Origin of the sequence: Brevundimonas sanguinis, from assembly GCF_029636725.1 — a bacterium.
GTDB classification, from domain to species: domain Bacteria; phylum Pseudomonadota; class Alphaproteobacteria; order Caulobacterales; family Caulobacteraceae; genus Brevundimonas; species Brevundimonas sanguinis.
In genome coordinates, this window is sequence record NZ_CP116770.1 from 3,029,420 (window position 1) to 3,052,287 (window position 22,868).

A 22,868-nucleotide genomic window follows, 5' to 3' on the forward strand; every position below is an offset into this window, starting at 1 on the left:
TTCACTCGATCACATAGCCGACGGGGCCGCGCCATCCGGCGCCCGCCTGGGCGGTCGGCGCGGGCGAGCCGTAGACCTGGTTCAGTTGGCCGAAGAAAATAGTCTGGGCGTCATGGGCGATGCGCAGGCCGTCGGCCGGCGTCTGCATCCGCCCCGGCGCCGTCGGCGTGACGACATAGGGCTCGACGATAACCACCAGTTCGGTCTCGCCCATCAGATAGTCGCGCGAGCGGAACAACTGCCCCAGCACCGGGATATTGGTCATGCCGGGCAGGGAATCGACAGTCTGGCGCGTGCTTTCCTGCAACAGGCCTGCAATCATCATCGACCCGCCTGACGGCAGTTCGATGGTGTTCTCGCTGCGTCGAACCGACAGGCCCGGCAGAGTGATCGACGAGGGCGTTCCCGCGCCGATGGTCAGCCCGCCGCTAGGCGTCAGCTCCGACACCTCGACCTTGACCTGAAGGCTGATGCGCCCTTCGGACAGCACGACCGGGCGGAACGCCAGGCCGACGCCATAAGGTTTGTATTGCACTGTGATCTGGCCATCACGATCCCGGCCAGTAGGGACGGGAAACTCGCCGCCCGCAAGGAAGTTGGCGGTCTCGCCGTTCACTGACGTCAGGTTCGGTTCCGCGAGTGTCCGAATGAGCCCGACCCGTTCAAATGCTTCCAGACAAGCGTTGGCATTGGTTCCGGTCATCGTCTTCCAGGCTGTAGACGCGACATTGCTGACGACGTTTGACAGTGACGAAGAAGAGCCGTTGGTAACGGTGTTTACAGCCGAAAGAGACGCCTGAGCCTTGCGACTCAACTCCGTAAGGCTCGCCCCCGTTACCGTGACGGGATTCCCGTTGATGTCGATGACCGTTACCTCGGTTGGGAACTCCGCGCGCCATCCCATGTCGTTCGACACCGAACTGTTCAGACTCCCAGTGACAGAGTTATTCGTCCCCGAAGTGACCCCGTTCTGACTGGTCGTGGTGTTTGTCGTATTGAAATCGGTCGTCCGTCCGCCAGCCTGCCCATAACAGAGTGAGCCGCCGCCGCTCTGAACCCCATTCACGCCAAAGCTGGAAGCCCGCTCAAAACCGTATGAGTGGATGCCATTGCCGCGCAGGATGTCGGTCGAAACGCCAAGCTGCTTCAGCACATTACGCTGCACCTCGACGACACGGACCTTCAGCGTCACCTGGTCCGAACCGGCGACCGAGATCATGTTCATGACCTTCTCGGGCGCGCTGACGAAGGCGCGGGCCACCTGGGCGGCGCGGTCGGCGTCGGCCGGACTGGCGGCCAGACCGGTCAGGATGATGCTGTCGTTGACCGCTTCGGCGCGCAGATCCGAACCGGGCGCGATGCGGTTCAGCGTGTCCTGCAGGGCGCTGACGCCGGCATCCACCCGCACGCGCAGCGCCAGAATGGTGCGGCCGGAGCCATCCAGGAACACGGCGTCCGTCTCGCCCCCCTCCAGGCCGATCATCGTGATGCGGCGCGGCGAATGCAGCATGGCCTCGGCGACGCGCGGGTTGGAGATGATGACGTCGCGCGCATCAGACGGCAGGTCGACCGCAAAGGAGGTCCCGCGCGGCAGGTTGACCAGCTGCGGCGCCGAGCCGGCCGTGATGGCGGCGCGCGTCGTCTGGGCGCCCGCCTGATCCATCGGCGCGCCCGCCCCGCCCAGAGCGAGCACAGCGACGCTGGCGGCGACGGCGAAAGGTTTCATGCGCGAAATCCTCATGGCGTCGGCACTTCCTGCGCGTCGCCGCCGCGATAGATCTTCACCACCGCGCCCGTCCGCTCGCCGCCGCGCCGCACCGCGCCCGGAACGTGGCCGGACGGTCCCGCCGTATCGGCATAGGAGCGCAGCACCAGCGACAGATCCCCCTCGGACCGCGCCAGGGCCAGAAGCTCGGCGTCGCGTTCGCTGACGGCCAGGGTGGCGGTGGCGCCGACGACGGCCTTTTCGTCCTCGGCGGCGCGGGTGGTCTGGTCGATGGCCAGGACCTTCATGTTGCGCATGATCGTCGCCGTCGTGAAGCGCGGCCCGGCGCCGCTGTCGTTGTTCTTGATCTCGCGCGTCATCAGCACGTCCACCCGGTCGCCGGGCAGGATGAAGCCCCCGGCGGCGGTCTCGACATTGACGCGGATGGCCATGGCGCGCGTGCCCGGCTCCAGATAGGCGGCCATATAGCCGCTGTCCCCGGCGCGAACGATCTTGCGCGCCACGATCGGCTCGCCCGCCAGAATGGGTTCGCGCACCACGGCGCCGATATAGTCGGACTTGGCGCCCGGACCGTTCAATTCAGCGGCGGCCTTCAGGGCGCGCTCGACCGCCTGGTCGCGCGCCTGCTCACGGCTCGGTTCGCCCTTGGCGTCGACGGCGGCGTTCTCGGCGGCGGCGCCTTCGGACTTGGCGGGCGGCGGGGTCGAGCCGTCGGTGATGAAGAGCGGATTCAGCTCCTCGGTCGGCCAGTCCTTCCAGCTCAGGTCCGCGTCGGCCAGGCGTCGGCCCGGCTCCAGATCGCGCGCGGCGACCAGAACCTTGGCCATCGGCCGCGCCTCGACGGCGGCCGAGGCCGTCGCCGGCTCTGCGCCGGACGAACCCATGGCGCGCACCACCAGCGCCAGGCCGACAGCGGCCAGGGCGGCGATGCAGATGACGGCGATCTTGGCGGGCTTCATCGACGGTCTCCGGCAGACGCGACGACGCGATAGCGCGCGGGCCGCCCCCTGCCGTTAACAATGATGACGGATCGAGGTTAACGCGTCCCTAAGCGGGACAGGCCTTGGCGAACGCGGATCAGCCCGCGATGAAGGCGGCCATCAGCGGACTTTCGGGATACGCGAGCAGGGCCCCGATGGCGATGGCGACGCCGTAGGGAATGTCGCCCTTGGGCTGCATCAGCCGCATCATCCAGCTCGGTCCCGTCTGGGCCAGGACGGGCAGGCGACTGCGCGCCGTCAGCAGCAGCATGCAGAAGGCTCCGCCGGCCAGCCCGGTGAAGAGCAGAAAAGGCAGCGTACCCGATAGCCCCATCCACAGAGTCGCCGCCGCCAGCAGCTTGGCGTCGCCTCCGCCGATCCAGTTCAGCGCGAACATCCCTGCGCCGATGAACAGGGCCGCCAGCGCCATCCCGGCGCAGACGCCCACCACGCTAAGCGGCAGACCCAGCGCCAGCGCCGCCGGAAAGAAGCCGACGACGAGCGCGATAGAAATCCAGTTCGGAATCTTCATCGTCGTCAGGTCATGCAGAGCCGCGACGACGGCGAGCACGGGGAGGACGGCGAGAAGGATGAGGGAGAGTTGGTCCATACCATCAGCCTGCCCTCAAGTCTTTAAAACTCGGTTTCGCTTCGAGACACACGATGACAATCGACAGAAGGCGCAAACAAAAACGGCCGGGACTTGCGCCCCGGCCGTTTCGATAAAATCCGTTAGGATTTACTTGGCTTTGTCCAACTCAGTGTCGACCTTGCTGAACATGGCCGAGACTTTCGGACCGATGGTGACGAGCGCGCCAATGATGACCACAGAGATCAGGGCGGCGATCAGGCCGTATTCGATGGCCGTGGCGCCGGATTCGTCTTTGGCGAAGCGATTGATGAAGTTACGCATGAGTTGTCTTCCTTTGTTCAGAGCGAGCAACAGTCCCACCATTCAGGGTCACCGGTTTTCTGCCCGCTTGATCCCCGTTTGCCTGACGATCGTGCGCCGCATCGGATTAAGGACGAGTAAAATCTAGCCCTGCGTCGCAGAATTATGATGGTTACTTGTGTGTTTACTATGAGGCGTCCAAATCCCCCGAGGACACGCGAATTTCAGGAAATCTTGACCTTTGCGCGCGACAGTTCACGCGCGGCGTCGCGCGCGCCCGTTCTTTTGACTTCGGAGGTTCCGACATGACGGCACCGGCCAAGCCCAACAGGGCGAACCTGATCCGCCTGCTGCTTGTCGGCCTGCCGGTTGTTCTGGGCGCGACGGCGGCAACGGCGCAGAGCCGTCAACTGGAAGTTCCGATCCATCAGGCTGCGCGCGTCCAGCTCGGCGCCGCCGCCGGATCGGTCATCGTCGCCAACCCCGCAATCGCCGACGTCGCCGTCACCGACGCGCGCACCCTGTTCATCACCGGCAAGGCCTATGGGGTGACCGAGGTCATCGCCGTGGACGGCCTGGGCCGCCCTCTGTTTCAGCGCCAGATCGTGGTGGCGCCCAGCAGCGCGGGCACGGTGCGGGTCTGGCGCGGGCGGCACACGACTGAAGTAACCTGCGGCGCGACCTGCGAGCCTGTTGACGCGCCCATCATCACCGACAACAGCGCCCCCGGGCGCGGCTCTTAAAAGGCCGGGCCTTGGCGCGACGTTCTCACGACCGGAAACGACGCGAGGGCTCGAACGCCATCGAGTTCGGCCTGGTCGCCCTTCCCTTCTTCCTGCTGCTGTTCGGCATATTGGAGATCGGCCTGATGCTGCTGGTCGACGCCCTGGTCGAGACCGCCGCCTCGGACGCCGCCCGCCAGGTGCGCACCGGCCAGGCCCAGACGCAGGAACTGACGCCCGAGCAGTTCAAGGACAAGTTCTGCGCCGAGATGAGCCTGTTTTCCGGCGACTGCGGCCGCCGCGCCTTCATCGACGTGCGCGTGCTGGACGACTTTTCCTTGACCGACCCGAGCAAGGCCCCGCCGGACCCGACCAGCGGCGACCAGTTCGACCCCACCGGCCTGAAATTCGAACCCGGCGGCCCCGGCCAGCGCGTGCTCGTGCGGGTCTGGTATGAACAGCAGATCGTCACGCCGATGATCGCCCAGGCGGTGGCGCGCACCAAGGACGGGCGGGTGATGCTGACCACCACCCTGGCCTTCCGCAACGAGCCCTATCAATGAACCGGCGCCTGCGTTTGCGGCCCGTGCGCCGCCTGCCCGGCGACCGGGACGGCGCCACGGCGATCGAGTTCGCCCTGATCGCGCCGGTGATGATCCTGCTCTATTTCGGCCTGGTCGAGTTCAGCCAGGGCTTCATGGCCCAGCGCCGCGCCAGTCACGCCGCTTCGGTCGTGTCGGACCTGGTCGCCCAGAGCGAAAGAACCAATCGGGCCGGGATCGACGCCATCTACGCCGTCGGCGGCCTGATCATGCGGCCCTTCCCCGCCGCCGAACTGTCCATCCGCACCACCAGCATCTCCGTCGACGCCACGGGCGCCGCGACAATCGAGTGGAGCCACGGCAACGGCAAGGCGCTGTCGCCTCTACAGCGCGGCGATCCCGTCACCGATTTGCCGCCCGACGTGGTCGAGAAGGAGCAGACGGTGATCATGGGGGAGACCCAGTATATCTACAGGTCGCCGTTCGCCGCCGTCCTGCCCAAGCCGGTCGCCCTGTCGCGCCGTTATTTCCTGCGGCCGCGCACCGTTGACCGCGTCGTCTGCACCGACTGCTGACCTACCCCGTTAGGGCCTGCTTCAAGGCCAGGATCTTGGCCTCGGTCTCAAGCCGCTCGGCGCGGGGGTCGCTGTCGGCGACGATGCCCGCCCCGGCCTGAGCGCGCCATCGCCAGCCCTTCTCACCCTGAACGAAAGCCGCCGTGCGGATCAGCACCGACGCCGTAAGCCGGAGATCGCCCGCCAGCCCCCAGCCGAACAGCGAACCGCACCACGGCCCGCGCGGCGGTTCATGCGCCGCGATCAACTTCATGGCCTGATGCTTGGGGGCCCCGGTGATCGAGCCAGGGGGAAAGGCCGCCTCCAGCACCTCAGCCGGACCGAACCCTGCGGCGGCCTCGGCGCTGACGGTCGAGACCAGATGATGCACCGTTGGGTGGCGCTCCAACTCGAACAGCCCCTCGACGCGGACCGTGCCCGGCCTCGCCGCCCGCGCCAGGTCGTTGCGCATCAGATCGACGATCATCAGATTCTCGGCCCGATCCTTGGCGCTGGCGGTCAGTTCAGCCGCCAGGGCGTCGTCACGCTCCGGATCGGCCCCGCGCGGCCGCGTCCCCTTGATCGGCCGGGCCTCGATCCGCCTGCTCGCCTTGTCGAAGGTCAGGAACAGTTCCGGCGAGTTGGACACGATCGCCCGATCGCCAAGCCGCCAGAAGGCGCCGTAGGCCGCGCCGCGCGCCGCCGACAACCGCACAAAGACATCGAACGGGTCGCCTCCCGGCTCCAGCCTGCCCGACCAGGCGCGGGCGATGTTGGCCTGAAACAGCTCGCCCGCCGCGATGCGCGCCACGACATCCGCGACGGCGGCCTCATAAACGTCGGGCGCCGCCTCGCCCTCAAAGGCCGAAGCCGGGGCCGACGGCGTTCCCGGCGTCTGCGCCAGCGTCAGCCAGGCCGCCGCCCGGCGCGCCTGTTCGCGCGCCTGCGCCTCGGTACGCCCCCGCCCCACGGCGCGCACCTCTTTCGTCTGGTGATCGAAGGCCAGCAGGGCCGGATAGCGGGCCAGCATCAGATCGGGCCAATCCCCGCCCCGATCACCCGTCGCCGGGCGCGAGCCGGCTTCATAACTCATCAAGCCGACGACGCCGCCGCCCGCGAAAGCCGGATTCCTGAGAGCCTGGAACGGCGCAGCGTCGCTGACCGGCCCGATCACGCACAGGTCCGGCTCGCAGGCGACGAAGGACATCCGCCCGCCATGCGCGGTGGGATCGTCGGCCCCGGCGATCAGCCCCAGCGCCCCTTCGCACCGGTGGATGCCCGCCGCGACCGCCACCGGATCGACCCAGCCGCACGGCTCCACAGCCAGCGCCGATAGCGCCCCTTGGCCGCCAGTATCAGATGATGAAAGGCGCTCGCTCATGACCGTCTTCCATAGACGGTTCGCGCCCTGACGCCAGCCGCCCTCAGCGCCCCGCCACCAGGGCTGACATGGCGTCCAGATAGGCGAGAAAAGCGTCGCGGCCCGCCGTCGTCATGCTGGCGCGCGTCAGGGGTTTGCGGCCCTGAAAGCTCTTGGACACGGCGACGAAGCCCGCCTCCTCCAGCTTGCGCAGATGCACCGACAGATTGCCGTCCGTGGTCTGCAGCCGGGCCTTCAACTCGCCGAACTCGGCGCTCTCTACGCCCGACAGATAGGCCATGATCCCCAGGCGCACCCGGCCGTGGATCACCTCGTCTATGCGGCCGATGTCGAAATCGTCGGCCGCATCGGGCGTTGGCTCAGAAGCGGTCATGTCAGACCACCTCCGTCGGTTCCTGGCGCATCAGCATCAGGCCGGGAACGAGGGCGAACAGAAACAGCCCCGCCGCATAGCCCAGCCACATCGCAGGGCTGCCGATCAGAAAGGCGATCAATGGCGTGGCGATCCAGCATCCGATCGCGAGATACCACTGCCACTTCTGCCCGCTCATGGTCGCCGACACCGCCCAAGCCGAGCCGTAAAGGGCGAAGATCAGCGACGGAAAGATCATGGCGACTGCGTCGCTTTGGGTCTTCCAGCCGATCACCCCCATCGCCAGGGACATGACGAAGATGCCCAAGCCTGCGCCCATCCAGCCGGCGCTGGCGGCGCGGTTGCCCGCCGACTGCGCGCCCGGCCTGCCCTCGCAACGCCGGATCTCGACGATCAGGGCGCCGAAGAAGATCACCATGGCCGAGCCCCACAGGATCAGATAGGCGACCGGCGCCATGTCTATCAGCCCGCTGTTGATGGCGTAGTGGATGACCGCCGCCACGCCGAACACCAGTCCAGCGGTGACGAGTATGCGCCCGCCCAGCAGCGGCGCCTGCCGCCCTTCCTGGGCCAGGGCCTTCATATAGGCGATGTCGTCGTGAACGGATTGAACCTGGTCGCGGGTCATGGCGTCTCTCCCTGCCTGTGGTGCAGAAGATGAGCCAAGGACTTTATTTTGTAAAGTTCTTTCTCGGGACGACGCCCGACGCCTCTCCCTCCCCGTCCCGGGGAGGGAGAGGCGTCGGGCCTGGGCTCAAGCAGCGAGCGACCGCTTCGCGAGCGTAAGCCCCCTTATCTGAATGGCGGCTCGTCGAAGGCGCGCAGCTTGCGGGAATGAAGGCGCGCGCCCTCCGCCCGCAGCAGCTCCACCGCCTGAATGCCGATCTGCAGGTGCTCCGAGATCGAGCCTTCGTAGAAGCGGTTGGCCTGGCCCGGCAGCTTGATCTCGCCGTGCAGCGGCTTGTCCGACACGCACAGCAGCGTCCCGTAAGGCACGCGGAAGCGATAGCCCTGGGCGGCGATGGTGGCGCTTTCCATGTCGATGGCGACGGCGCGGCTCTGGTTGAAGCGCAGGGCCGACTTGGAATAGCGCAGCTCCCAGTTGCGGTCGTCGGTGGTGACGACGGTGCCGGTGCGCAGACGCTTCTTGACCTCTTCCCCCGGCGCGCCCGAGACCAGCTTGGTCGCGTCATAGAGGGCGCGCTGCACCTCGGCGATGTTGGGGATGGGGATGTCGGCGGGCAGGACAGCATCCAGCACGTGGTCGTCGCGCAGATAGGCGTGGGCCAGGACGTAGTCGCCGATGGTCTGGCTCCCGCGCAGGCCGCCGCAGTGACCGATCATCATCCAGGCGTGCGGCCGCATGACCGCCAGGTGGTCGCAGATGGTCTTGGCGTTGGACGGGCCGACGCCGATGTTGACCAGGGTGATGCCCTGACCGTCCGGCCGCGTCAGGTGATAGGCGGGCATCTGATGCTTGCGCCAGGCGGCGTCCATGATGGCCGCCTCCGGATCGTCGGTGGCGCGCGTCACCACCACGCCCCCGGCGCAAGACAGGGCCTCATAAGGGCTGTCGGGATCGGCGATCTGGGTCGTGGCCCAGCGCACGAACTCGTCGACGTAGCGGTTGTAGTTGGTGAAGAGGATGAAGCTCTGCACGTCCTCGACCGGGGTGCCAGTATAGTGCCGCAGCCGCGCCAGCGAGAAGTCGGTGCGCAGGGCGTCGAACTGGGCCAGCGGATGCTCCTCGCCCGGCTCCCACAGGCCGTCGGACACCTCGTCGCCGATGTGGGCCAGTTCCGTCGTTGGGAACCAGCGGGCGATGGCCGCCGTCATGGTGCGGTCCAGCACCACGTCCGAGCCGTCCAGCACATAGGGGAATGGGATTTCCTGATCCGACGGCTCGACGGCGAAGGTCGCGCCGTATTCGGTCGCCAGCAGGGTCAGCTGCTCCAGCAGATAGTCGCGGAACAGGTCGGGCCGGGTGATGGTGGTGGAATAGACGCCGGGCCACGACAGGCGGCCATAGGCGCGGGTTTCCAGGTTCTGCGGCCGCTCGCCGTGCCAGGTCACCGTCAGGCGGGGATAGGCGAACAGGCCCGCCACGCGGGCCTCGGGTTCGGCGCGATCGCCAGTCGCCAGAAAGACCTTCACGGCCTGACGCAGATTGGCGACGGATTGATTGTAGAGGGTTTCGAGGCGGTCCAGCGCCGCCTGGGGGGTCATCTTGTCTGTCATGGCTTCCTCTAGCGGAAAACCGTGACCTTGGCGAGACAGGGGAAACACGCCGATACGACAGTTGACCGAACGCCCGGGCGCGCGCTTGCTGATCCGCCTGGAGGACTCCCATGGTTCGACGCCTGTTTTCGTTCGCCGCTGCGGCCTTGCTGGCCGCCACCGCGCCCGCCTCGGCCGAGGTGAAGTCAGCCGCCCCGGGCGGCTTCGAGGTCGGCGGCGCCATCACCATCGCCGCCCCGCCCGCGCGGGTCTGGGCGACGCTGACCGCGCCCGAGACCTGGTGGAGCCGCGACCACCGCTGGTTCAAGGCCTCGACCCTGTCGCTGGACCTGTCGCCCGGCGGCTGCTGGTGCGAGCAAGCGGCGGACGGCCGCGTCTCGCGTCATCTGGAAACGGTGCTGGTCGAGCCGGGATCGAAACTGGTGCTGCAAGGCGGCCTCGGCCCGTTGCAGGGGCAGGGCGCGGCGGGCGGCCTGACATTCAGCCTTCAGCCGGAAGGCGACAGAACGACCCTGACCTGGACCTATGTGGTCGGCGGCTACGCCAGCGGGGGACTGGAGGCCTGGGCCGCGCCGGTCGACGGCGTGCTGTCGGCGCAGCTGGCCAATCTCAAGACGCGCGTCGAAGCGGGCGACTGAGGCCCTACCCCAGCGCCCCGCGCAGGAAGCTGACCGCCCCCGCCAGATCGCCCGCTCGTCCGCGCCAGACCGGCGCTGAATCAGAGGCGCCGGCATAGGCCGAGGGGTCGGTGAAGGTCTCATCCGGCCGTTCGGGCGCGCCCAGAGCCGCCGCCGCGCGCACGGCGGCAGGCGCGCCGGCCGCCGCCAGATAGCGTCGGTCCAGCGCCAGCATCAGAGCCGCGCGACCGCCCTCGCCCACCCCCAGCACGCCGACGCGCCCCGCGTCTCCGCCCAGATCTTCGGCCCGCGCCTTCGCCCAGGCGACAGCCGCCGCCGCGTCGGAAATGAAGGCCGGGTGCGGACTGTCCGGCGCCTCGCGTCGGTCGGCCAGGACCACAATGAAGCCGCCCTCGGCCAGATCGCGCCCCGCCCGCTCGTCCACCGCTTCAGGCGCGCCGTCCGGCAACAGGATCAGGATGGGCAAGCGGCTCGCCGCCGCCGGTCGATAGAGGCGCAAGGTCTGACGCGGATCGGCGCCATAGGCCGCGCGCGCCGTGCGCCAGCCGGGCGGCCCCAGCGGAACCGGCGTCATCGCCTCCTGCCCGATCAACGGCGCGCAAGCGGCTGTCGCCACGGTCGCCAGCAGCGGCGCCAGCAGCCCTCGTCGCGTCATGCGTCCCTCCCCGAAAAACGAAGGGCGCGGCCCTGACGAACCGCGCCCTCGAAGTCAGGCTAAGCCTTACTTGGCCAGATGCTTGTCCAGCCAGCCGAAGACTTCGTTGTGCCATTGCAGGCTGTTGGCGGGCTTCAGCACCCAGTGGTTCTCGTCGGGGAAGAAGACCAGACGGCTCTCGATCCCGCGCCGCTGCAGGGCGGTGAAGGTCGACAGGCTCTGCGACGTCGGGATGCGGAAGTCGAGGTCGCCCTGCACCACCAGCATCGGGTCGCGCCAGTTCTGCACGTGGTTGGCCGGGTTGAACTTCTGATAGCCCTGCGGGTTTTCCCACGGCGTGCCGCCGTATTCCCACTCGGTAAACCACAGCTCCTCGGTGCCGTAGCCCATGCCGAAGGTGTCGAAGACGCCGTCATGGTTGACCAGGCATTTGAACTCGCCCGGCCAGTTGCCGGCGATCCAGTTGATCATATAGCCGCCGTAGGACGCGCCCAGGGCGCAGGCGTTGTCGCCGTCCAGGAAGTCATATTTCGACTGGGCGAAGGCCCAGCCCTTCTGCAGGTCTTCCAGCGGGCGATCGCCCCAGTGCTCGCTGATGGCGTCGGTGAATTCCTGGCCGTAGCCGGTCGAGCCGTGGAAATCGATCATCACCACCGCATAGCCCGCGCCCGCATAGGTGCCGGGGTTCCAGCGGTAGGACCAGGAGTTGCCGAAAGAGCCCTGCGGACCGCCGTGGATCAGGAAGGCGACGGGATACTTCTGACCCTCGACATAGTTGGCGGGCTTGATGACGTAACCGTGGACCGTCTCGTCGTTCCAGCCGGGGAAGCTGAACTGCTCAGCCTCGCCGAAGGCCTTGTTCGCCAGCTGCGGGTTCACCTCGGTCAGGCGACGCGGCATCTCGCGGCCGCGCCAAGTCTTGAAATAAAGGTCGCTGGGCGAGGTCAGGCTATCCATCGCAAAGACGAAGCCCGAGGGCGTCTGGCCGAAGGCGCCCACGTGGCCTTCACCCGTCAGCGGCATGACCACGCCGTTGCGCGTGTCGATGGCGAACAGCTTGGTCTGACCGACATCGCCCGCCGTCGTGTACAGAGTCTTGCCGTCCTTCGACCACTGCAGGGTGTCGGCCGAACGGTCCCAGTTGGCCGCGATCTGGCGCGTCTGGCCGGTGGCCACGTCGCGCAGGAAGATCGAATACTTGTCCGCCTCGAACCCCGGACGGGCCATGGCGCGGTAGGCCAGCGTCTGGCCGTCCGGCGAGAAGACCGGGCCGGTGTCCCAGGCCGGGTTGGCCTCGGTCAGATTGGTCAGTTGGCCCGGCGCAGAGACGGCCACCTGATACAGGTCGAAGTTGGTGCTCCACGGCTCGCTGTTCCCGGCCTTGCGCGCCGAGAAGACCAACGACTGGCCGTCCGGGGCGAAGGTGAACTCGCTCTCGTCGCCGAACGGCTTGGAGGGCGTATCGCCGTCGAAGCCCTTCGTCACCCAGACCGGCTCGCCGCCCGCCTTGCCGTCGGCGCCGATCGCCTGGACGAACAGGTGGTTTTGGGTGTGGTCGTTCCACGTATCCCAGTGACGCACGAACATGCGGTCATAGACCTGGCCGGTCGACTTCTTCTCGCCCTCGGTCTTTCCGCGCGCGACCGAGGCGTTCAGGTCCGCGGCGTCCGGATAGACGGCCAGCGACACGGCCACCGCATCGCCCGCGTCGTTGATGCGATAGGCGTTGACGTCGGTCGGCAGGGCCGTGACCTGCGTCGCCGTCGCGCCCTTGTCGGCCGAGACCCACACCTGGCTTGAGCCGGAGCGGCTCGACAGGAAATACAGCTTGCCGTCGGCGCCCCACCGGGCGGTGTTGGCGCCGCCTTCGGAGATCGCCAGCTTCTGCGGCTGAGCCTCGCCCTTCAGGCCCAGCATGTAGAGGGCGCTGGAGCGTTTGTTGGCCGCCACGTCCGTCTGGGTCAGCGAATAGACCACCCACTCGCCGTCCGGCGACACCTGCGGATCGCCCAGCCGGTTGGCCGAGATCATGTCCTGATAGGTGAAGGCGGCGCGGGCCTGGGTCGTCGCGGGGGCCGTGGCCGCCGCCGCAGCGGCGGGCGCTCCCTCGGCCCACGTCGGCAGGGCAAGGGCCGGCAGGGCCGTGGCGGTCAGCAGGGCGGCGGCGCTGAGGCCGGACAGGAGATGGGGCAGGCGGCGCATTCAGGCGCTCCTCATGCGGATGGGATGTCTGGCCGAAGGCCTAACACCGCCGCGAGCCGCCCGCAAAGTCTCTCGCCCGCGCCAAGCCGCTTGCCCGCCGCCGCCGGCTCGGCGACAAGCAGGCGATGAGTCCGGCTCCCCACATCGTCGACGTGCTGATCGCCGAGCGCGCGCCCCGGCTCACGGCATCGGCCGCCTGGCCCCTGGTCCGCCCCGCCCTCTACGGCCTGCTCGACTACGCCAAGGCGCGCCGCATGGCTGACGCCATAGGCCCGATGGGCGGACGAGAGGCGCTGGACTACGTCTCCGACCTGCTGGAGCTGACGGTGCGGACGCCGCACCTGGACCGCCTGCCCGCCTCGGGCCGCTGTCTGGTGGTGTGCAACCACCCGACCGGCATCGCCGACGGCCTGGCGGTGCACGACGCCCTGCGCACGGTGCGCGACGACCTGATCTACTTCGCCAACGCCGACGCCCTGCGGGTCTCGCCCCGCCTGTCGGAGACCGTCATTCCCGTCGAATGGGTCACGGCCAAACGCACCCGCGAGAAGACCCGCGCCACCCTCCAGGCCGCCAAGGAAGCCTTCGAGGCCGAGCGCTGCGTCGTCATGTTCCCGGCCGGACGCCTGGCCCGCCTCGGCCCGGACGGCCAGCTGACCGATCCGGAGTGGGCCGCCACCGCCGCTTCGCTCGCCCGCAAATACGAAGCGCCGGTCATTCCGATCCACGTCGCCGGTCCGACCAGCCGTCTGTTCCACCTGTTCGACAAGGTGTCCCAGGAGCTGCGCGACATCACCCTCTTCCACGAGCTGCTGAACAAGAAGGGCCGCGCCTTCGACCTGACCGTCGGCCGCCCCATCCCGCCGCTGACCCTGGACATCGACGCCCAGGCCGCCACCCTGAAACTCAAGACCTTCGTCGAGCGGACCCTCGCCGCCGATCCTGACGCGACCTTCGCATGATGATCTCAGCATGACGACCTTCGTCCTCCCCCACGCCGACGCCACCACGCGCCTGGGCCAGGCCATCGCGCCCCTGCTGGCGCCGGGCGAAGCGGTCCTGCTCTACGGCCCCTTGGGCATGGGCAAGTCCACCCTGGCGCGCGGCCTGATCCGCGCCCTGACGCGCCCCGACGAGGACGTGCCCAGCCCGACCTTCACCCTGGTCCAGTTCTACGAGAGCGATCCGCCCGTCGCCCATTTCGACCTCTATCGCCTGACCCGCCCCGAGGAAGCTTTCGAGGTCGGCCTCGACGAGGCGCTGGACGAGGGTTGCGCCCTCATCGAATGGCCCGAACGGCTGGGCGAGGATCCCGGCCGGATGCTGGGGCCCGACCGCCTGACGATCGCCATCTCCGAGGACGGCGAAGGCCGTCTTGCGACCGTATCTGGCGCAGGGGCGTGGGAAGCGAAACTGAAGGAACTCCATGTCTGACCGCGAAGCCCTCCGCCTCGACTTCCTGCGCTCGGCCGGCCTGGCCGGGGCCGTCCGCGCGCCCCTGCCCGGCGACGCTTCGACGCGCCGCTACGAGCGGCTGACCACGGCTTCGGGCGCGACCCTGATGCTGATGGATCAGGCCCCCGCCGCCGAGAGCCCGATCTGCGATCCGGCCTGGACGCCGGACGAGCGCCGCGCCCACGGCTGGAACGCGGTCGCCCGCCTGTCGGCCGGGCGCATCGAGGCCTTCGCCGCCGTCGCCGCCCACCTGAAGTCGCTGGGCCTGTCCGCGCCCGAGATCGTCGCCGTCGACGCCCCCAACGGCCTGGCCGTGATCGAGGATTTCGGCGACGCCCTGTTCGCCCGCGTCATCGAGGCCGGCGCCGACCCGGCCCCCCTCTATCGCGCCGCCGTCGAGGCCCTGGCCGTCCTGCACGCCGCTCCGACGCCCAGGACGCTGGCCGGTCCGGCGGGCGACTGGCCCCTGCTGACCTACGACCAGACCGCCCTGCAGGGCGGGGCCGACCTGTTCGTCGACTGGCTGCCCAAACTGATCCCGTCGCTGGCCTTCAATGACGACGCCGTCGCCGAATGGCGCGCCGTCTGGGCCCCGATCACGGCGGCGGGCGAGGCGGGCGCCGCCGTCATGGCCCACCGCGACTATCACGCCGAGAACCTGATCCGGCTGGACGGCAAGACCGGCGCCGCCTCGGTCGGGATGATCGACTTCCAGGATGCGGTGAAGGCTCATCCGTCCTGGGACCTCCACTCCCTGCTGCAGGACGCCCGCCGCGACGTGGCGCCCGAGCTGGAGGCCCTGGCGCTGGACCACTATTTCGCCCTGCGGCCCGAGACCGACCGCGAGGCCTTCATGGCCGCCTACGCCGGTCTGGCGGCGCTGAACGAGGCGCGCATCCTGGGGATCTTCGCCCGCCTGATCGCCCGCGACGGCAAGCCCCGCTACGCCGCCTTCATGCCGCGCATGTGGGCCCACCTGAACGCCAATCTGCAGGCGCCGGGCCTCGAAGCCGTCGCCGCCTGGATGGACCGATATGTGCCGGAGGATCTGCGTCGATGACCGCCGCCGCTCTCTTCCTTCTCCCCTCGGGGGAGAAGGTGGGCCGCGCAGCGGCTCGGATGAGGGGGCTCGCTCGCCCGGTCTCGCCCCTACCGTCTGATCGCGCGCCCGTCGCCGACCGCCCCCTCATCCGTCATGCTCCGCATGGCACCTTCTCCCCCGAGGGGAGAAGGATCGGAGAACGCGCATGACTAGCCCCAAGACCGCTATGGTCCTCGCCGCCGGGCTCGGCACGCGGATGCGCCCGCTCACCGACGACCGGCCCAAGGCGCTTGTAGAGGTCGGCGGCAAGGCGCTGATCGACCACGTGCTCGACCGGCTGGCGGAGGCGGGCGTGACGGACGCCGTCGTCAACGTCCACTGGTTCGCCGACCGGCTGGAAAGCCATCTGGCCGCCCGCACGCGCCCGAGCATCCGCATCTCCGACGAGCGCGCCGAACTGCTGGAGACCGGCGGCGGGCTGAAGCAGGCCCGCCCCCTGCTCGGCGACGCCCCCGTCTTCGTCGCCAATATCGACAGCGTCTGGATCGACCGGGGCGACGCGCTCGGCGACCTGATCCGCCTATGGGACCCGGCGCGCATGGACGCCGCCCTGCTGCTGGCCCGGCGCGAAGGCTCCATCGGCTTCGAGGGCGGCGGCGACTTCTTCCTGGCCGATGACGGCGCCCTGACCTTCCGGGGCGAGGCCGCTAGCGCGCCCTACGCCTATATGGGCGTCCACATCACCCGACCCGATTACGCCGACCACGGCCCCGACGGCCCCTTCTCGCTCAGCCCCCTGTGGCGCGCCTCGGCCGCCGAGGGCCGCCTCTTCGGCTGCGTGCTCGACGGCGACTGGATGCACGTCGGCGACCCGCAAGCGCGCGACGAGGCCGAGGCGCGGCTGAAGGCGGAGACCTGACGATGATCGGGGGGCGTTTCGATCCTTTCTCGGGTGAAGGTCCGCGCTGGCGCGCCGTGCCCGCCTGGCGGCCCTTTCTCGAGGACCTGGCGGCAGGCGTCCTCGACTGGCTGGGCGACGCCCCGCCAGAGACCCTGACCGACGCCACCATCCTGCTGCCCAACCGCCGCGCCGCCCGCGCCTTCTCCTTCGCCCTGGGCAAGCTGGCGGGTGAGCGGCCCGTGCTGCTGCCGCAGGTGCGGCCGCTCGGCGATCTGGAAGAGGACGAGCCGCCCTTCGCCCCCGGCGAACTGGGTCTGGACCTGCCGCCCGCCATCGCCCCCCTGACGCGCCGCTTCGAGATGGCGCGCATGATCACCGAAGACTTCCAGCCGGGGATGAAGCCCCTGCGCGCGCTCGAAATGGCCGATGCGCTCGGCGCCTTTCTCGATTCCTGCCAGTTGGAGGAGGTCTCGGACCTGTCGCGCGTCGCGACCCTGGCGGGACAGGACCTGGCCGAGCACTGGCGCGAGAGCGCGCGCTTCCTCGGCCTCGCTGTCGAGGCCTGGCCCAAGCGGCTGGAGGCGCTCGGCCTCGTCGATCCGGCCTGGCGCCGCGCGACCCTGCTGCGCCGTCTGGCCGAGGCGTGGGACGCCCGCCCGCCGCAGCCCCCCGTCATCGCCGCCGGGTCCACCGGCACCGTGCCCGCCGCCGCCGATGTGCTGAAGGCCGTGGCGAAAGCGCCGCAGGGCGTGGTCGTCCTGCCCGGCCTCGATCTCGATCTGGCCGCCGACGCCTGGGACCGCATCGACGACCAGCATCCGCAGGCCGCGCTGAAGGCCCTGCTGACCCGGGCCGAGATCGCCCGCGAGGCGGTCCAGCCCTGGTTCCAGCCGCCCCTCGAACCCGCCATTGAGGCGCGCGGCCTGGCACGCCAACGCCTGATCAACGAAGCCCTGCGCCCCGCAGACGCCACCGACGACTGGCGCGCCGAGATCAAGCGCCTGCGCGCCCGCTCGGCCGAGGCGGGCCGCGCCGCCGACCCCATCGCCGAGGGCCTGTCGGGCCTGACCGTCCTGTCCGTCCGCGCCGAGGAAGAGGCGGCGACCGCCGTCGCCCTGATGATGCGCGAGAGCCTGGAACAGCGCGGCTCCGACGGCCGCCCGATCACCTGCGCCCTGGTGACGCCGGACCTGCAGCTGTCGCGCCGGGTCGAGGCGCGGCTGGCGCGCTGGGGCATCGTCCCGGACTCCTCCACCGGCCAGCCGCTGTCGCGGATGACGGCCGGGGTGCTGGTCGACCTTTGCGCCCGCTTCCTGGCCGAGCCGCTGAAGCCGCAAACCCTGCTGGCCGTGCTGAAGCACCCGCTGGTCCGCCTCGATCTGGGCGAGACGACGCTCACCGACGCCGCCGAGGCGCTGGAGGAGCACGCCCTGCGCGGCCCGCGCCCGCGCCGCTGGTCCCAGCTGCAGGAACGCCTGCTGAAGGCGGCCCAGCCCCGGCGCGGCGGCCTGCCGCTGGCCGACTGGAAGCTGGCCCGGTTGAAGGGGGCGCAGGCCCTCGCCGACCGGCTGGAGACGCTGGCGACGGCCCGCCCCTGTGCGCCGGACGAGGCGGCCCGCACCCTGGCCGCCCTGATCGAAACCCTGGCGGGTCAGACCGCCTGGGCCGGGCCGGACGGCGAGGCGGCGGCCTCTCTGCTGTCGGCCCTGATCGAGGGCGGCGGTCCGCTGGGACAGACCACGCCCGCCGAGTTCGCCGACCTGATCGCCGCCTTGCTGGCCGAGACGACGGTGCGCACCGGCGGCGCCACCCATCCGTCCTTGCGCATCCTCGGCGCCATCGAAGCGCGGCTGGCGCGGGCCGACCGCATGATCCTGGCCGGGCTGGAGGAGGGCGTCTGGCCCAACGCCGCCCCGGTCGATCCCTTCCTGTCACGGCCGATGCGCGCCGCCCTGCCCCTGCCCGCGCCCGAGCGGCGCCTGGGCCAGACGGCGCAGGATTTCGTCCAGGCCGCCTGCGCCGAGGAGGCGATCCTGGTCCACTGCGAGCGGCGCGGCGGCCAGCCCGCCGTGCGCTCGCGCTGGCTGTGGCGGCTGGAGATGCTGACGCGCGGCGCCGACGCGCCCGACACTCCGGTCAAGCTCCGCGCCCCCGCCGGCGTCGCCGACTGGACCGAGGCCCTCGACGCCCCGCCGCCCGGCCCGGCCAAACTTGCGCCGAGGCCCAAACCCACGCCCCCGGTCGAGCGCCGCCCGCGCAGCCTCTATGTCACCGGGGTCGAGCGCTGGGTCCGCGACCCCTATGCGCTTTACGCCCGCCGCATCCTGAACCTGGAGCCCATAGAGCGTCCCGGCGCCTCGGCCGAGGCCCTGGCGCGCGGCAACGCCGTGCACAAGGCCATCGAGCGCCTGACCGAGGACTGGCCTGACTGGCTGCCCGACGATCTCGACGCGGTGATCGAGCGCCTGCTGCTGGAGGAGCTGGGCGCCCACGGCTTCGAGGACGCCGCCATGGCCCGCGAGGCGCCGCTGGCGAAAAACGCCGCCCGTTGGCTGGCCGGGTTCGAGACGAACCGACGTGCGCGCGGCGTCGCCTTACTGATCGAGCAGCAGGGCGCGCTGACCTTCGAGGCGCCGGGCGGTCCCTTCACCGTCAAGGCCTACGCCGACCGCATCGAGGTCGGCGCCCTGTCGGCCGCCGTCATGGACTTCAAGACCGGCCAGGTCCCGTCGGCCAAACAGATCAAGGCGGGCTTCGCGCCCCAGCTGACCCTGACCGGCGCCATCCTGGCCGCCGGCGGCTTCGAAAAGACCAACGGCCCCGTGCCGCCCGAGGAGCTGACCTACGTCCGCGTCGTCGGCCGCAAGAAGGCGGGCGAGGTCGCCGTGCGCGCGGCCGGGCCGGAGGCGCAGATCCTGTCCGACGCCGCGCTGCAAGGCCTGATGGCTCGCGTCGCCGAGTTCGATCGGCCGGAGACGCCCTACCTCTCGTGGGCCGCGCCGCACCTGATGGGCAGCTACAGCCCCTACAACCTCTTGGCCCGCGTCTGGGAATGGCACGTCATCGGCGGGGCCGAGGAAGGAGAGGCGGAATGAACCTCCACAACCGGCCCGAAGACGCCCTCAACCCCCAAACCCGCGCCGCCGACCCGGCGCGCTCGGTCTTCGTCACCGCCAACGCGGGATCGGGCAAGACCACCACCCTGGTCAGCCGGGTGGCGCGCCTGCTGCTGGGCGGCGCCGCGCCCTCTGCCATTCTGTGCGTGACCTACACCAAGGCCGCCGCCGCCGAGATGCAGGCCCGCCTGTTCGAGACGCTCGGCAAATGGGCCGTCATGGACGACGGCGAACTGTCGGCCGCGCTGGCCAAGCTGGACGACAGCGACCCCGCCGCCCTCAACCCCGCCCGCCTGTCCGAGGCGCGGCGCCTGTTCGCCCGCGCCCTGGAGACGCCCGGCGGGCTGAAGATCCAGACCATCCACGCCTTCTGCGAAAAGCTGCTGCGCCGCTTCCCTATCGAGGCGGGGGTCTCGCCGCGCTTCACCGTGCTGGAGAACGAGGCGGCGATCGCCCTCAGCCACGCCGCGCGCGAAGACCTGGCCCGCGCCGCCCTCAATGACGCCGAGGGGCCGGTCGGCCAGGCCTACAGCCACTTCGCGGTCGAGCTGGACTGGGGCCGCTTCCAGGAGTTGCTGGCCCTGATCGAGAACCGGCGCGCCGAGCTGACCGACTATGTCGCCCGCGTCGCCGACGGCCGCGCGCCTGGCCCCCATGTCCTGACCGGGGCCGATCCGCAAAAGACGCCCGAGGACATCGAGGCCGACTTCCTGCGCTGGCTGGACCGGGCCGAGGCCCGCCGCATGGCCGAGCTGATGGCGACCGGTTCCAAGACCGACAAGGACCGGGCCGCGGAACTGATCCACGCCCTCGACCACGACTGGAGCTTCCACGGCCTGGGCGTGGTCTTCCTGACCGGCTCGGGCTCGCCCCGCAAGTCGATGGCGACCAAACAGGCCCCGCCCGACGCCGTCGGCTGGCTGACCGACCTGCAGGACAAATTCCTGGCCGCCCGCGACCAGCTGCGCGCCGCCAAGGTCGCCGACGACACCATCAAGCTGCTGACCCTCGCCAACGCCCACGCCGCCCTCTACGAGGCGGCCAAGACGGCGCACGGAGCGCTCGACTTCTCCGACCTGGTGGCCCGCACGGTGGAGCTGCTGACCGTCCGCTCGACCGCCGCCTGGGTGCTGTACAAGCTGGACGGCGGCGTCGACCACGTCTTGATCGACGAGGCTCAGGACACCGCCCCCGAACAGTGGGCCATCATGCGCGCCCTGACCGGCGAGTTCTTCACCGTCTCGGACACCGACCGCACCGTCTTCGCCGTCGGCGACGAGAAGCAGTCCATCTACTCCTTCCAGGGCGCCCGGCCCGAGCGCCTGAGGCAGGAATCGCAGGTCTATGACAGCCTGATCACCGGGGCGGGCGGCGCCTTCGAGGGCGTGCCGCTGGAGACCTCCTACCGCTCGACGGAGGCGGTGCTGACCTTCGTGGACGCAGTCTTCGGCACGCCCGAACGAGCCCGCGCCCTGGTCGGCGAAACGGGCGAGATCCCGCATCACACCGCCGCCCGAAAAGGCCAGCCCGGCGCCGTCGAGCTGTGGCCCCTGTTCGTCGACGAGGCCCCGCCCGAGCGCGACGCCTGGACCGACCCCGTCGATCAGGAAGGAACCGCCAGCGCCCGCAAGCGCATGGCTCAGACCCTGGCGAACGAGATCATCCGCCAGGTCGAGAGCGGCGTCGTCGTCTTCGACAAGGACGGGACGCCGCGTCCCTGCCGCTACGGCGACTTCCTGATCCTGGTCCGCCGCCGTGACGCGACGTTTGAAGAGATCATCCGCGCCCTGAAGGCGGCGGGCGCGCCGGTGGCCGGCGCCGACCGGCTGAAGCTGTCGCAGCACATCGTCTTCGACGACCTGAAGGCGCTCGCCCGGTTCGCCCTCTTCCCCGGCGACGACCTGACCCTGGCCGAGGTGCTGCGCGGCCCCTTCTGCGACGTGGACGAGGACAGCCTGTTCGACCTGGCGGGCCGCGAAAAGCGCGACGGCCTGTGGCGCGAACTGAAGCGCCGGGCGGAGGAGCGGCCCGAGTGGGGCCGGGCGCTGGACCTGCTGCGCGCGGCGCGCGGCGCCCGCGACCTCGACCCCTTCGGCTTCTTCTCCCGCCTGCTGACCCGGGTGGACGCGACAGGCCAGTCCGGCCGCGCCCGCATCCTGACCCGGCTGGGCCGCGAGGCCGAGGAAGCCGTCGACGAGACCCTCAATCAGGTGCTGGCCGCCGAGGGGCGCGGCGGGACTGACCTGGAGACCTGTCTCGCCCTGCTCGAAGCCGCCGACGTCGAGGTGAAGCGCGAACTGGAGGGTCCGCGCGGCGAGGTCCGCGTCATGACCGTCCACGGCGCCAAGGGGCTGGAGGCGCCGGTCGTCATCCTGCCCGACACCACGATGAAGGCGAAGGCGCAGGGGCCGTCCCTGATGCCCGTCCCGCTGGAGGACGGCGCCGAGGCCTGGCTGATGTGCCCCGGCTCGTCCAAGGAGGACTGCCCCGCCTCGGCCGACGCCCGGGCGGCGCGCGAGGCGCGGGTCGGCGATGAATCTCTGCGCCTGCTCTACGTCGCCCTGACCCGCGCGCGCGACCGGGTGATCGTCATGGGACGCGGCTCGAAACGCGCGCCCGAGGCCGGTGACTGGTGGTCGGTGATCGAAGAGACCTTCGACCGCCTGGGCGATCAGGTGCGCGAGCTGGACGGCGGCGTCCGCCGCTACGGCGCCGACCCCGACAGCCTGCCCGCCGCCGTCGCCACGGTCGAGATGCGCGCGGAGGCCCCCGCCTGGGCGCGGACCGACCCGCCGCGCGACGCCGCCGCCCGCTTCGCCTCGCCCTCGCAGATGCAGGAGCAGAAGCGCATCCCGGCGCCGTCCCCGCTGGCGCGCGGCGAAGGCCCCGGCGCGGGTCTGGGCCGGTTCCGGCGCGGCGACCTGATCCACCGCCTGCTGGAGCGCCTGCCCGACCTGGCGGAGTCCGACCGCCCCGACGCCGCCCGCCGGATGCTGGCGCGCGAGCGCGACCTGAGCGAGGACCAGCGCGCCGAGATGATCGCCGCCGCCTTCGGCGTGCTGGACGACGCCCGCTTCGCCCCCGTCTTCGGCCCCGGCAGCCGCGCCGAGGTCGCCCTGACCGGGACCGCGCCCGACCTGCCGTCCGGCGTGTCGATCTCGGGCCGCATCGATCGGCTGGTGGTCACGCCACAACGCGTATTAGTGGTGGACTTCAAGTCCAACCGCCCGGCCCCGGACCGGGTCGAGGACGCCGATCCCGCCTATGTGCTGCAGATGGCCATCTACGCCGCCGTTCTGCGCCGCCTCTATCCCGACCGCGCGGTCGAGGCGGCCCTGGTCTGGACCGACGGGCCGAAGCTGATGGCGGTTCCGCAAGGGCTGATGGACGCCGCTCTCGAAAATGCGCGTTGATTTGTGCGGGATTCGCACCCACATCTGTGGCCGAACGC

Annotated in this window: 20 protein-coding genes; 10 read left to right on the plus strand and 10 right to left on the minus strand. The window is 70.1% G+C overall.

The features are described 5' to 3' along the window. Position 1: 1 nt before the first annotated feature. The 4 genes from PIB44_RS14985 to PIB44_RS15000 all read right to left on the minus strand — a co-directional run bounded on the left by PIB44_RS14985 (position 2) and on the right by PIB44_RS15000 (position 3,619). Positions 2-1,726, minus strand: coding sequence for a type II and III secretion system protein family protein (locus PIB44_RS14985; RefSeq protein ID WP_376787722.1), 1,725 nt, complete (start codon positions 1,724-1,726; stop codon positions 2-4). 11 nt (positions 1,727-1,737) lie between these two features. Next, on the minus strand, positions 1,738-2,685 hold the full coding sequence (gene cpaB, locus PIB44_RS14990; RefSeq protein ID WP_278069977.1) for a Flp pilus assembly protein CpaB: 948 nt from the start codon (positions 2,683-2,685) through the stop codon (positions 1,738-1,740). A 118-nt stretch (positions 2,686-2,803) separates the two neighbouring features. Further along, entirely contained in the window at positions 2,804-3,316 is a 513-nt protein-coding gene (locus tag PIB44_RS14995; protein ID WP_278069978.1) for an A24 family peptidase, read from the minus strand. Between the two features lie 129 nt (positions 3,317-3,445). After that, positions 3,446-3,619, minus strand: coding sequence for a Flp family type IVb pilin (locus PIB44_RS15000; RefSeq protein ID WP_278069979.1), 174 nt, complete (start codon positions 3,617-3,619; stop codon positions 3,446-3,448). A gap of 284 nt (positions 3,620-3,903) precedes the next feature. Between PIB44_RS15000 and PIB44_RS15005 the strand changes: the two genes are divergently transcribed. The 3 genes from PIB44_RS15005 to PIB44_RS15015 are packed head-to-tail and all read left to right on the plus strand — an operon-like array spanning position 3,904 to position 5,437. After that, on the plus strand, positions 3,904-4,341 hold the full coding sequence (locus PIB44_RS15005) for a pilus assembly protein N-terminal domain-containing protein (RefSeq protein WP_278069980.1): 438 nt from the start codon (positions 3,904-3,906) through the stop codon (positions 4,339-4,341). An 11-nt stretch (positions 4,342-4,352) separates the two neighbouring features. Further along, positions 4,353-4,883: a TadE/TadG family type IV pilus assembly protein gene (locus PIB44_RS15010; protein WP_278069981.1), complete on the plus strand. Its 531-nt coding sequence runs from the start codon at positions 4,353-4,355 to the stop codon at positions 4,881-4,883. Continuing rightward, a complete protein-coding gene (locus PIB44_RS15015) occupies positions 4,880-5,437 on the plus strand; it encodes a TadE/TadG family type IV pilus assembly protein (protein WP_278069982.1) in 558 nt (185 codons plus the stop codon). The genes PIB44_RS15010 and PIB44_RS15015 overlap by 4 nt, the downstream gene beginning before the upstream one ends. 1 nt (position 5,438) lies before the next feature. On the opposite strand, the gene PIB44_RS15020 is transcribed toward PIB44_RS15015, so the two are convergent. From PIB44_RS15020 to PIB44_RS15035, 4 genes are all read right to left on the minus strand, one after another. After that, on the minus strand, positions 5,439-6,797 hold the full coding sequence (locus PIB44_RS15020) for an anthranilate synthase component I family protein (protein ID WP_278069983.1): 1,359 nt from the start codon (positions 6,795-6,797) through the stop codon (positions 5,439-5,441). Between the two features lie 43 nt (positions 6,798-6,840). Then, a complete protein-coding gene (locus PIB44_RS15025; protein ID WP_278069984.1) occupies positions 6,841-7,170 on the minus strand; it encodes a winged helix-turn-helix domain-containing protein in 330 nt (109 codons plus the stop codon). Between the two features lies 1 nt (position 7,171). After that, positions 7,172-7,798: a hypothetical protein gene (locus PIB44_RS15030; RefSeq protein ID WP_253122044.1), complete on the minus strand. Its 627-nt coding sequence runs from the start codon at positions 7,796-7,798 to the stop codon at positions 7,172-7,174. A gap of 164 nt (positions 7,799-7,962) precedes the next feature. Next, a complete protein-coding gene (locus PIB44_RS15035; protein WP_278069985.1) occupies positions 7,963-9,408 on the minus strand; it encodes an AMP nucleosidase in 1,446 nt (481 codons plus the stop codon). 110 nt (positions 9,409-9,518) lie between these two features. On the opposite strand from PIB44_RS15035, the gene PIB44_RS15040 reads away from it, so the two are divergent. Continuing rightward, positions 9,519-10,046, plus strand: a complete 528-nt coding sequence (locus PIB44_RS15040; RefSeq protein WP_278069986.1) for an SRPBCC family protein — start codon at positions 9,519-9,521, stop codon at positions 10,044-10,046. 4 nt (positions 10,047-10,050) lie between these two features. Here the strand turns inward: PIB44_RS15040 and PIB44_RS15045 are convergent, their stop codons facing one another. Together PIB44_RS15045 and PIB44_RS15050 are read right to left on the minus strand one after the other, a co-directional pair. Beyond that, positions 10,051-10,701, minus strand: coding sequence for an alpha/beta hydrolase fold domain-containing protein (locus tag PIB44_RS15045; protein ID WP_278069987.1), 651 nt, complete (start codon positions 10,699-10,701; stop codon positions 10,051-10,053). 66 nt (positions 10,702-10,767) lie between these two features. Beyond that, on the minus strand, positions 10,768-12,903 hold the full coding sequence (locus tag PIB44_RS15050) for a S9 family peptidase (RefSeq protein WP_278069988.1): 2,136 nt from the start codon (positions 12,901-12,903) through the stop codon (positions 10,768-10,770). 125 nt (positions 12,904-13,028) lie between these two features. Here PIB44_RS15050 and PIB44_RS15055 point away from each other — a divergent pair, with 125 nt between their 5' ends. The 6 genes from PIB44_RS15055 (at position 13,029) to addA (ending at position 22,830) form a co-directional block, all read left to right on the plus strand. Continuing rightward, positions 13,029-13,865 (plus strand): 1-acyl-sn-glycerol-3-phosphate acyltransferase, encoded by an 837-nt coding sequence (locus tag PIB44_RS15055; RefSeq protein WP_278069989.1) that lies wholly within the window; start codon positions 13,029-13,031, stop codon positions 13,863-13,865. A gap of 10 nt (positions 13,866-13,875) precedes the next feature. Beyond that, the gene (gene tsaE, locus PIB44_RS15060) at positions 13,876-14,337 is read left to right on the plus strand and encodes a tRNA (adenosine(37)-N6)-threonylcarbamoyltransferase complex ATPase subunit type 1 TsaE (protein ID WP_278069990.1); all 462 of its coding nucleotides are present in this window, start codon (positions 13,876-13,878) and stop codon (positions 14,335-14,337) included. Continuing rightward, a complete protein-coding gene (gene amgK, locus PIB44_RS15065) occupies positions 14,330-15,418 on the plus strand; it encodes an N-acetylmuramate/N-acetylglucosamine kinase AmgK (protein ID WP_278069991.1) in 1,089 nt (362 codons plus the stop codon). Before tsaE ends, amgK begins: the two co-directional genes overlap by 8 nt. A gap of 187 nt (positions 15,419-15,605) precedes the next feature. Further along, the gene (gene murU / locus PIB44_RS15070; RefSeq protein ID WP_278069992.1) at positions 15,606-16,319 is read left to right on the plus strand and encodes an N-acetylmuramate alpha-1-phosphate uridylyltransferase MurU; all 714 of its coding nucleotides are present in this window, start codon (positions 15,606-15,608) and stop codon (positions 16,317-16,319) included. Positions 16,320-16,321: 2 nt separating this feature from the next. Then, on the plus strand, positions 16,322-19,396 hold the full coding sequence (gene addB / locus PIB44_RS15075; RefSeq protein ID WP_278069993.1) for a double-strand break repair protein AddB: 3,075 nt from the start codon (positions 16,322-16,324) through the stop codon (positions 19,394-19,396). Further along, positions 19,393-22,830, plus strand: a complete 3,438-nt coding sequence (gene addA / locus PIB44_RS15080) for a double-strand break repair helicase AddA (RefSeq protein WP_278069994.1) — start codon at positions 19,393-19,395, stop codon at positions 22,828-22,830. The genes addB and addA overlap by 4 nt, the downstream gene beginning before the upstream one ends. Positions 22,831-22,868 lie beyond the last annotated feature (38 nt).